Source organism: Streptomyces sp. NPDC029152 (assembly GCF_055564355.1).
Genome location: NZ_JBVHWR010000049.1, coordinates 1 through 7,121, shown reverse-complemented (window position 1 = coordinate 7,121; position 7,121 = coordinate 1). Strand labels below are relative to the sequence as shown.

Genomic DNA, 7,121 nt, shown 5'->3' with positions numbered 1-7,121 from the left:
GTACGACAAACTCGCCGTCCGCTACGAAGCGACAGTGCTGGTCGCAGCCATCAATGAATGGCTATGACCAGCACTTTCACAACAGGCCCTAGCCGTGCCGTCGCCGACAGCGGTGCCATCCGGGCGATGAACCGCAGGCGGCCCGCCATGTCGTGCGGCCCAGGAGCAACGTTGACGGCGCCGTCACCCGGCCCGTCACCGAGGCGACGATGGCTTCCGCGCTGGCGCGGGCCCGAACCATGATCCAGCCCCGACGGGTCGGCTGGTACTTCTGGGTCAGGTCTTTTACGACGACGCCCTCGATACCGGCCGCACCCCACGCCGGATCCAGCCAGTCCTCGGCGGTGGCCCGGTCGGTGGTGGCCGGGCACAGGACGAACGGCGCGGCCAGCACCCCAGCGGCGAACAGCGCCTCCAGCAACGCCCGCCGTGCCCGGTACGGCTCGTCGAGGAGCGGGCCGTCGGCGGCGTCGAGGACGTCGAACACGATCAGATGTGCCGGGGCAGTCCGGGCCGCCTGCCGGGCACCGGCACCGCGACGGCGGGCGCGCTGCTGGAGCTGGCCGAAGTCGAGACGGCCGTCGGTGGCGACGACCAGCTCCCCGTCCAGGACCAGGGTTTCCGCAGGGCCCGCCCGGCGGCGGTGATCTCGGGGAGGCGCCGCTGAGGTCGGCTCCGTTCCTCGACTGCAGGTGCGCGCGGCCGGGGCCCGCGAAGAGCAGCGCCCGGTAGCCGTCGGGCTTCTGCTCGAAAGCCAGCCCGCCCGGCAGAGCCCGCTCGGGCGGCAGCTCGGAGCGGGCCTCGGCAAGCATCGGCTGGACCGGCGGGGTGAGGACCACAATCCCAGGTGTATGCCGCGGCGCCGCCGGGCGCACCCGAGGGCTGCTGTCAGTGCCACCAGCGATGATGCCGGTATGACGATCACCATGCGCAGCTACGGCTTCACCTGGGCCGAGCCGGACGGCACCCCGCGCGCCTCTGCCGTCGCGTACGACGAGATCTCTGCCGACCGGCGGCGGGACGAACTCGAGAAAGCCGGGGCCACCGGCATCGAGAGAGTCGCCGTAAAGCCCGGCGAGCTGCCCACCCCACGAGGCTGAGGCGGGCTTGGGCCAGGGCCGGGCTTACGGGCCGGTGAGCGGGTCGTGCTCAGTGCCGCCGGACGGGCGGGGGCGCCGCAGTGTGCGGGTGGCGCGGCAGTCGTAGGCGGCGAGTGCGAGCGCGGCTACCGCGGCTCGGGCTTGGTCGCGGTCCCGGCCGGCGTCGATGGCCTCCAGGGCCGTGGCCGCCGCGACCCGGACCGCGTTGGGGAGGTCTTCGTGGGCGGCGAGCTGGTAGGCCACGGTCCGGCGGGCCTTCTGCTCGGCTTCGCTCACGCCGCCGGGTGTCGATGCCCGCTATGACCGCGTCGGCCAGCCCCGCTTCTTCGCCCTGGGCCCTGGCGGCCAGCAGGGACGCCGCCGTGCGCCGGCGGTGGAAGACCACCACGCCGCCCACATACAGGCCGGACAGAACCGCCCCCGCCGCGGCTCCCCACCCGCCCCACAGCGAGAAACCGAGGCACGCCGCCGCGGTCGCCGTGCCCGCCCCGAGCACCGCGATCCTCACGTAGAGGCGGGCCACGGGCGAGAACGTCATGCTCAGCAGCATGCACACCGGGCGTGGCACCCATTCCGGGGCTGTGCAGGCGCGTTCGGCGTCAGCCGTGGCCGCGTGGCTGGCGAGGTTACTGGGCATGGAAGCTCTGGATGATCTTGGAGGATTTCAGGTGAGCACGAGCGGGGTTCAGGCAGCGGCCTTCTTCCGGGAGATCGCTCTGACTCGTACCGTCTGGTGGGTCCGGGACGACGAGGGCAGTCCCATGCCGGTCTCGAGTTCCGGGCAACCAGCCTTTCCCTATTGGTCGTCGCAGAGCCGTGCGCAGCGCGCAGCTCAGCTCTGGGGTCCTCAATTTTGTGCTGTTGCGATGCCGCTGGATCACTGGCGGAGCGCGGCTTTGCCGGATCTGGCCGGGGAAGACGTCCGGGTAGGGATCAACTGGAGCGGACAGCGCCTGACTGGATGGGACTTCACTGTCGGTGACGTAGTCAACCGTCTCCATCACGCGCTCGGCGAGCCACCGTACGATCACCTGGATTCGGTCGAGGGCCGGTGAGAGAGCGGCTGTGAGGGCTGCGGCGTGCGATGACCGGCTAGGTGAAGTCCGCGTAGGCAAGGTACGTTGCACAGGTCCGGCACCGGAAGAGGTAGGCGGTCGGCTGACCATCGCTGTCCAGGGCGCCGAGGAAGTGGTCGATCTGGTGGTCCGGCCAGCCCCAGGTGCTGACGTCCTGTCGCAGGCTGGCCAGTGCGTCCGGGTAGCCGGCCAGTTCGCGGGCGCCTGCCCTGCCGAGGAAGGCGGCGCCGTCGCCGCAGTGCGCCAGCCACTGCCCGTCCTGCCAGGCGGTGAAGCCCGGTGTCCGCTCCGCGATGGCCACCAGCACCTGACTGGTGACCTCGTCACCTGCCATGTCCGCGGTGAAGTGAGCCTCATACCTGCGGGCAGCGCTCCCGTCCGCGATGCACCACGGGCACAACCGGTCTGGTTCCACGGCGGCGTAGACCGGGCCCGTGTAGACGTAGCCGCGCGCCCGGCCGCAGCACGCGCAGACGGCGTCGGAGACCGCCACGGACCCGGTGGCAAGCGGGTCCGGGTGATAAGGGAACTCCGGCAGAGGTTCTGTCACGGTCAGCGACCGTAACAACCACCATCCACCCGGCAGCACGCGGGGAAGCCGGGGCTCTGACCGAGTCAGCGGGATGCCCCCTGGGGCACAGAACGCGCCGCCGGCGGGCCCTGGCGGTGTTCACCTCCAGCTGCCCCGGATGAGCGACCACGGCGCCCTGCCCGCGTCCGGCCACACACGCGGCTTCCCGGGCTGCTCTCCGCTCCACGCGTGCCTGTCTGGGAGCCTCCTTGCCATGAGCGAGCAGCCCACACGTCCGGAAGCGTGCCGCGGAGGGCGTGGCGGGGACTATGGCGAAGGGCCCAATCGGCCGCGCCTGCACGGCATGGCCGGGCGGAGATTTAGGCTGCACGCGAGTGCGGGGCTCGGTGGCATGGCAGCGGTCGGGACTTGGGGGCGGTTATGAACAGGCAGGACCGGGCGGATGCGGTGGACCTGGAGATGGCCACGCGTCTGCTGCCAGATACAGCCCTGCAGGCGCTGGGGCGCTGGTGGAGCAAGAACGCGGAACGGCTCGCGGACGGGACGCCGGGCGCACAAGCGGTCCGCTACACCCCCAGCCGGTGGGCGCACTTCCCCCCGTGGCCCTCGATGCTGGCTTCGGCATCCCACGCCGGTGACGCCGTGATCAGCCGGGCGCAGGTGGCGTCGATCGTCGCGGACGCGCTGCAGCGCGAGGCCTACCAGGAGGCGCTGGTGGCCACCTACGTGTGGGGGAAGGGCAAGAGCGGCTCCCCGGCCGGCAGCGGACCTGCCACGTTGCACAAAATCCTGCGGGGCACCGAGGGTCTGGACGCGATACTCGCGGGCGTTGTCACCACGCTGAGCGAGCAGGGCGCCGAAGCGGCCTACGCACAGCTCCAGGGCCGCATCAGCGGGTTCGGCCCGTCGTTCTACACCAAGTTCCTGTACTTCGCCGGTAAAACGGTCCCGCCGGCAACCGGACCCCGGCCGCTCATCCTCGACCGGGTTCTGGCCCGGCGCATGCGGTTGCTGGCCCAGGCCATCGGCCGGGAGACCGGCCACGACCCCGACGGCTCGATCGCCCGCTGGGTCTGGCGGGACACGAACTGGTCACCGCACCGCTACGCGGTCTACCTCTCCTTCCTGCAGGCGGCCTCCCGCCAGGCATCGGCAACGCCCCTCTGGCCGACCGACGCCACGCCCGACCTGCTCGAGTACGCGCTGTTCAGCACCTCGTGGGCCGAGACAGCCGACGTTGTGTGAGCCGAGCGGCGGCCGGGACGCACAGTGACCGGCACGGCGCGGCATCGTTGAACCCGGTATCGCGTGCATGCACATCCGCCCCCCGCGGATACGCGAGCGAGGCCCGGATCGTCGGGCGGTCCAGGGGTCGGGGTCTGTTCGGCACACGCAGCAGACAGTGCTCACGGCGCTGATCACCGCCGGTGGAACCGAACCGCCTCACAGGCAGTCGCAACCGGGGGCGTAGAGCAGCAGGAACAGAGCCGTCGCCGCGGCCCCGGTGAAACCGGCAGCGGTCACGGCGGCAAGGCCCCGACGGCGTCCCTTCGCAGGCGTACGGAAGGTCTGCCAGGCGCCGTAGGCGAACCAGCAGCTGAGCAGCCCGGCACCTGCGATGGTCAAGCGTGGACTCAAGGACCAGCTCAGGTAGACGATCAGAACCAGGCAGCCCAGCAAAAGGCAGGCGAGCAGGCTGAGGATCACCTCGGCAACGGCTTCTCCCACCGTGTCGATCAGGAAGTCACCGACGCCCTTCGCTGCCCTGCGGACCCCCACGGCACTCCTCGACTCTCGCCCCCGACGGCCCCGGGCAGGAGCTGACAGAGAGGACCCCCACCGACCCAAAACGGTTGCCGACGTGCGCTCAGCGAGCCGGTGCCGCCTGCTTGGTGGCCTTGCCGCCACCGAAGCCGCGGGCGCCTACGCGACGACTACAGGGCGCCGGGAGGGGTCTTGGGCTCGAAGGCATTCCGTGGCACGCCCGGCTGGGAGGTGGTGGATGTCTGGCGCAGGACCTGGGCCAGGTCGCGGTGGACCCGGTCGGCTTCACCACGGACCTGGACGGGGACGTCGCCGCGCTCGGCGACCAGACGGTCGTAGACGGGGGTCTGCTGGAACACGGTGGGACGGTTTCCTTTCAGCAGGCGGTTCACCGGACCGGCGCAGCATACGGGCCGCTCTGTACACGGGAACGGAAGTCGTTTGTCGAAGACTTCGGGAGTCACCGCGTCACCCTGTCGCTTGATCAATGTCGATGAGTTCAGGCGTCACTGAGTGCCTGCGTCTGCATGACAGAGTGGCGCCGGCGGCTCAACGGATCACGCTGGCAAGCCACTCGCTGAGCGGGCTATGGACCGGATCGCCGGCACGACCGTTTCGGCGCCGGAGCTGGCCCGCCGCCCGCCCAGTAGGGCCGTTGTCACAGGCAGCGGCTACTTTGCATCTCAGCAACAGAACCAAGGCAGGTTCAGGACGAGGAGCGGCAATGGTCGTCGAGGTGGGGTACGCGCAGGCGTGGGACCTGGAGGCTTGTGCGCCCTGGCGGCCGATGTCCGCCGAGGATGCTCGGGAGCGGGATGCCGCCGGGCTTCCGTACGTGGTGGTGTACCGGGAGCCGGGCCGGGAGGCTCCGCTGGAAGTCCGGCTGGTCTCCTGGCGGGACCACTACGTCGGGCTGTGGGTCTACGACGCCCACGGCCGCCGCACCTACGATCTGGACATGCGGCTGCTGGACGACCCGTCGCGGCTGCTGCGCCGGTACTCCGTCGGCTGGTACTACACAGGCCCAGAGATGGCGGAGTTCGACAAGGCGTGCCCACGCATCACCGTGGACCTCTTCCCGGACGGCAGGGGCCGACGGACGGAGGAGCGGCAGGGGCAGGGCGGGGGTTCCTACGCCACCTCGCCCCGACTCCGGGACGACGAGCGCTGGATGGTCCGCCCCGCATTCGGGGAGTGGCCGCTGCTCTCGGCCCAGGTACACGGGCTCACTGAGCCGCCGTCCTTCGAGGCGGCCGAGGTGGCCGAGGTGGCCGAGCCAGGTGACGGAGACGCCCCCGCTACCTGCTGGCGTCCTCCGCGCCCCGCGCAGCCCGGGCCGATCAGCGAGCTGTTCCGGCCCGGGGTGCGCGTGACCGACGGGTACCACCCCGAGATGACCGTCGTGGAGCCGCGCCGGGTCGGCACCCTGCGCGTACCCAGCGGGCTGCTGGCCGTCTCCGGCCCGGACATCGACCACGGCGACGGGCCGCGCATCACGGTCCCCGTCCCGCCCGGGGAGTACGTACTCGACGAGGCGCGGGTCCACTTCAGCTACCACTGCGAGTGGCGGGACGCCGAGGTCACGACCACGCAACCCACGGCCGTCCGCCTGCTCGTCAGCGAGACCCCCGCCGCGACTTGGGAGATGGCCCTTGGTCCGGACGACGATCCACGGCTGTTCATCGAGCAGCAGATAGCCGGCTTCGACACCGACGGCGCCACCGGCTGCTTCGCCGACGCCGGGTCCTGGGATCCGCTCATCGCGCTCTTCGAGCGGGGGCTGATCCGAGGCGAGTCGGACCTGGACGGGTACGAGGACATCGACGACGGTTCCATGTTCATGCAGCGCACCTGGGACGAGGCTTCCGGCGGCGAGCTCATGTCCTTCGCGACGACCGGGGACGGTACCTACCCGGTGTGGGTCGGCCGTTCCGAAACCGGTGAGGTAACCGGCGTTGTGGTGCTGGTAGACGGGATGCCCGAGCTGCTCCCGGAGCGGGACGTAACCCCCGCTGATGCCGCTGTGTAGGCAGGATCCTGCCTACGGTCGCAGCCGCCAACCTCGTTGCAGCTGGTGACCATCTCCGCAGCACGGTTCACAACGCTCGGCGCCTGGAGTCCGGAGCACATGTACCCATCAAGTCAGCGGCGGGTGCCTCCCCAACTCGTGAACATCGACTTGGCCGCCTTCGGGGTGCCTCCCGAGCTCGTCGACAAACGACTCCTGCTCTCGTGGACAAAGCCACGGGCCCCGTCGCATCCAGCTGGAGGCCGCTGCGGTGAGCGTTGACGGGCCGGACAGCGTGGAAGGGGCGAGTCGTGATGCGGCGGCGGGGCCGTCACCCCCGGGCGATGCAGGCGACAGACCCGGGTCCGGGAGCGAGCGGGAGGCGGTGGGCATGCTCGCCGAACTCCTGGAAGATCCACTCATCGGCTGACGTGCCCGCTGGATGGGCGGCGGCGGAACCTGCTGCGCACCCAGATCACGCTAAGAGGGCGTTTGAAGTGGACAACTTGCCGTTTACGTCCTAGTACGTCCCTCGCCAGGTGGGTGTTGTCTCGTCCGTTATGCGCCTGGTGAGGTTGTCGATAGAGGCGATGTGGATCATGGCCTCGGAGCTGGCGGTGAGGGTCTCGTAGTCGCGGGCG

9 protein-coding genes and 1 pseudogene are annotated in these 7,121 nt (G+C 70.5%); 4 read left to right on the top strand and 6 right to left on the bottom strand.

Features of this window, described 5'->3' with window-relative positions:
• Positions 1-88: 88 nt before the first annotated feature.
• Complete coding sequence (locus ACZ4V6_RS36355; RefSeq protein WP_467835518.1) at positions 89-928, bottom strand: ATP-dependent DNA ligase; 840 nt, start codon at positions 926-928, stop codon at positions 89-91.
• On the opposite strand from ACZ4V6_RS36355, the gene ACZ4V6_RS36350 reads away from it, so the two are divergent.
• Positions 915-1,100: a hypothetical protein gene (locus ACZ4V6_RS36350; protein WP_467835516.1), complete on the top strand. Its 186-nt coding sequence runs from the start codon at positions 915-917 to the stop codon at positions 1,098-1,100. The two genes, ACZ4V6_RS36355 and ACZ4V6_RS36350, sit on opposite strands and share 14 nt — an antisense overlap.
• A 24-nt stretch (positions 1,101-1,124) precedes the next feature.
• Here ACZ4V6_RS36350 and ACZ4V6_RS36345 read toward each other — a convergent pair whose 3' ends face one another.
• Entirely contained in the window at positions 1,125-1,376 is a 252-nt protein-coding gene (locus ACZ4V6_RS36345) for a hypothetical protein (RefSeq protein WP_467835513.1), read from the bottom strand.
• A 359-nt stretch (positions 1,377-1,735) separates the two neighbouring features.
• Between ACZ4V6_RS36345 and ACZ4V6_RS36340 the strand changes: the two genes are divergently transcribed.
• Positions 1,736-2,155 carry a DUF2750 domain-containing protein gene (locus ACZ4V6_RS36340; RefSeq protein ID WP_467835511.1) on the top strand — a complete coding sequence of 140 codons (420 nt, stop codon included), beginning with the start codon at positions 1,736-1,738 and terminating at the stop codon, positions 2,153-2,155.
• A 37-nt stretch (positions 2,156-2,192) separates the two neighbouring features.
• Here the strand turns inward: ACZ4V6_RS36340 and ACZ4V6_RS36335 are convergent, their stop codons facing one another.
• Positions 2,193-2,726: a CbrC family protein gene (locus tag ACZ4V6_RS36335; protein ID WP_467835510.1), complete on the bottom strand. Its 534-nt coding sequence runs from the start codon at positions 2,724-2,726 to the stop codon at positions 2,193-2,195.
• A 402-nt stretch (positions 2,727-3,128) separates the two neighbouring features.
• Between ACZ4V6_RS36335 and ACZ4V6_RS36330 the strand changes: the two genes are divergently transcribed.
• Complete coding sequence (locus tag ACZ4V6_RS36330; protein WP_467835507.1) at positions 3,129-3,953, top strand: 8-oxoguanine DNA glycosylase OGG fold protein; 825 nt, start codon at positions 3,129-3,131, stop codon at positions 3,951-3,953.
• Between the two features lie 198 nt (positions 3,954-4,151).
• Here ACZ4V6_RS36330 and ACZ4V6_RS36325 read toward each other — a convergent pair whose 3' ends face one another.
• Complete coding sequence (locus ACZ4V6_RS36325) at positions 4,152-4,487, bottom strand: lysine transporter LysE (protein WP_467835505.1); 336 nt, start codon at positions 4,485-4,487, stop codon at positions 4,152-4,154.
• 155 nt (positions 4,488-4,642) lie between these two features.
• Positions 4,643-4,831, bottom strand: coding sequence for a hypothetical protein (locus ACZ4V6_RS36320; RefSeq protein ID WP_467835502.1), 189 nt, complete (start codon positions 4,829-4,831; stop codon positions 4,643-4,645).
• A 365-nt stretch (positions 4,832-5,196) separates the two neighbouring features.
• Here ACZ4V6_RS36320 and ACZ4V6_RS36315 point away from each other — a divergent pair, with 365 nt between their 5' ends.
• Positions 5,197-6,501 carry a DUF4241 domain-containing protein gene (locus ACZ4V6_RS36315; RefSeq protein ID WP_467835501.1) on the top strand — a complete coding sequence of 435 codons (1,305 nt, stop codon included), beginning with the start codon at positions 5,197-5,199 and terminating at the stop codon, positions 6,499-6,501.
• A 499-nt stretch (positions 6,502-7,000) separates the two neighbouring features.
• Here the strand turns inward: ACZ4V6_RS36315 and ACZ4V6_RS36310 are convergent.
• Positions 7,001-7,121: pseudogene (locus ACZ4V6_RS36310) on the bottom strand (IS5/IS1182 family transposase); the annotation flags it as partial.